This window comes from Micromonospora craterilacus (assembly GCF_003236315.1).
Taxonomy (GTDB): Bacteria; Actinomycetota; Actinomycetes; order Mycobacteriales; family Micromonosporaceae; genus Micromonospora; species Micromonospora craterilacus.
The window spans coordinates 1-2,125 of sequence record NZ_POTY01000437.1; the positions used below are offsets into that span (position 1 = coordinate 1).

The 2,125-nt window shown below is 74.3% G+C and carries 3 protein-coding genes; 2 read left to right on the forward strand and 1 reads right to left on the reverse strand.

All coding sequences use genetic code 11. The annotated features are described in order from the left end of the window. Window positions 1-454: DUF4870 domain-containing protein (locus C1I95_RS33545; protein ID WP_233514053.1), on the forward strand; the 454-nt coding region annotated here is incomplete at its 5' end. A 97-nt stretch (window positions 455-551) separates the two neighbouring features. On the opposite strand, the gene hemW is transcribed toward C1I95_RS33545, so the two are convergent. After that, window positions 552-1,775 (reverse strand): radical SAM family heme chaperone HemW, encoded by a 1,224-nt coding sequence (hemW, locus tag C1I95_RS33550; protein ID WP_111220097.1) that lies wholly within the window; start codon window positions 1,773-1,775, stop codon window positions 552-554. A gap of 20 nt (window positions 1,776-1,795) precedes the next feature. On the opposite strand from hemW, the gene C1I95_RS33555 reads away from it, so the two are divergent. Beyond that, a partial coding sequence (locus C1I95_RS33555; RefSeq protein WP_199524035.1) for an enoyl-CoA hydratase-related protein occupies window positions 1,796-2,125 on the forward strand: 330 nt, incomplete at its 3' end.

Sequence of the window (2,125 nt, forward strand, 5' to 3'; positions counted from 1 at the left end):
ACCGACACCGGGCTGGCCGCCCGGTGGCTACCCGCCGCCGGGCGGCCAGCCCGGTGTCGGTTACCCGACCGGCGGCTACGGCGCCCCGGGTGGCGGCTTCGGCAGCAACGAGGACAAGACCTGGATCCTGATCGCCCACTTCGGTGGCCCGCTCGGCGTGGTCGTCGGCGGCGGCCTGTTCGGCTGGGTGGCGCCGCTGATCGCGATGATGACCCGCGGGCAGCAGTCTCCCGTCGTCCGGGCGCACTCGGTGGCCGCGCTGAACTTCCAGCTCACCTGGGCCGTCGTCGGCTTGTTGAGCTGGGTACTCACCGCGATCACCTGCGGCATCCTGTTCTTCGTCCCGATGATCGTCTGGGTCGTCCCGGTGATCTTCGGCATCATCGCCGGGGTCAAGGCCAACGACGGCACGCTCTACGCCTACCCGATGAGCTACGCCTTCGTGAAGCGCTGACGCGCCAGCAACGCCTTCGTGAAGCGCTGACGCGCCAGCAACCCCCTCGGAAAGCGCTGGCGCGCCAGCAACCCCCATGCAACCGCTGACGCGCCGGTCAGGACAGCAGGTCCCGCACCACGGCGTCGGCAAGCAGCCGGCCGCGCAGGGTCAACACCGCGCGGCCGGCCGCGTGGGCGGGCGCGGCCAGCAGGCCCTCGGCCACCGCCCGCGCCGCGGCCGCCCGGCCGGCGTCGTCCAGCACCGCCAACGGCAGGCCGGTGGCCAGCCGCAGCCGGAGCATCACGTCCTCCATGTGCGCCTCGTCGCGGGTCAGCACCTCCCGGGCCAGGCCGGGTGACTCCCCGGCGGCGAGGCGTCCCGCGTACGCCGTGGGGTGCTTGACGTTCCACCAGCGCACGCCGCCGACGTGGCTGTGCGCCCCCGGGCCGAGGCCCCACCAGTCACCCCCGGTCCAGTAGAGCAGGTTGTGCCGGCACCGGGCGGCCGGCGTGCGGGCCCAGTTGGAGACCTCGTACCAGGAGAAACCGGCCGCATCCAGGGCGGCCTCGGCGGCCAGGTAACGGTCCGCGGCGACGTCGTCGTCGGGGTACGCCAGCTCGCCGCGACGCATCCGGGCGGCCAGCCGGGTGCCGTCCTCGACGATCAGGGCGTACGCGCTGACGTGGTCCACGCCCGCCGCCACGACCTGGTCCAGCGAGGCGGCGAAGTCCTCGGTCCGCTCCCCCGGCGTGCCGTAGATCAGATCGAGGTTGACGTGGTCGAACCCGGCGTCGCGGGCCTCCAGTGCGGCGGCCGTGGCCCGGCCGGCGCTGTGCCGGCGGTCGAGCACGGCGAGCACCCCCGGTGCGGCCGACTGCATGCCCAGCGAGATCCGGGTGTAGCCGGCCGCCCGCAGCTCCTTCAGCGAGGCGGGGGTGACCGACTCCGGATTCGCCTCGGTGGTCACCTCCGCGTCGCCGGCCAGCCCCCAGGTCCGGTCGATCGCGTCGAGGATCCGGGCCAGGTCGTCGGCGGGCAGCAGGGTGGGGGTGCCGCCGCCGACGAAGACCGTGTCCACCCGGGGCGGCGGAGCCTCACCCAGCACCCGCGCGGCGAGCGCCAGCTCGGCCAGCACCGTGTCGGCGTAGCCTTCCCGGCCCACGCCGCCACCCAACTCGTCGGCGGTGTACGTGTTGAAGTCGCAGTAGCCGCAGCGGCTGGCGCAGAAGGGCACGTGCACGTACACCCCGAAGCCGCGGTCGCCCACGGCCGGGCGGGCGGACGCGGGCAGCGCCCCGTCGGTGGGGACGGGTTCGCCTGCTGGAAGGACGCCGGGCATGGCCACTAGTGTGCCCTCACATGACCTCTCCCGACGCGCTCGTCCGGGTCGCCACCGCCCGCGGAGTGACCACCCTCACCCTGGACAGCCCGCACAACCGCAACGCGCTCTCCACGCCGCTGATGACCGAGTTGCTGGCCGGGCTGGCCGCCGCGGTCGCCGACGACACGGTCCGGGTGATCGTGCTCGACCACACCGGACCGGTCTTCTGCTCCGGGGCGGACCTGAAGGAGACGGCGGCGGCGTACGCCAGCGGGACGGTGCCCGCCGGGATGCTGGGTGACGTGCTCGCGGCGGTCTGGGAGTGCCCGAAGCCGGTGCTGGCGAAGGTCGCCGGCCCGGCCCGGGCG

Bases quoted from the DNA above. Each gene is read 5' to 3' on its own strand.
- hemW (WP_111220097.1), bottom strand. From the start codon at position 1,775: ATGCCCGGCGTCCTTCCAGCAGGCGAACCCGTCCCCACCGACGGGGCG.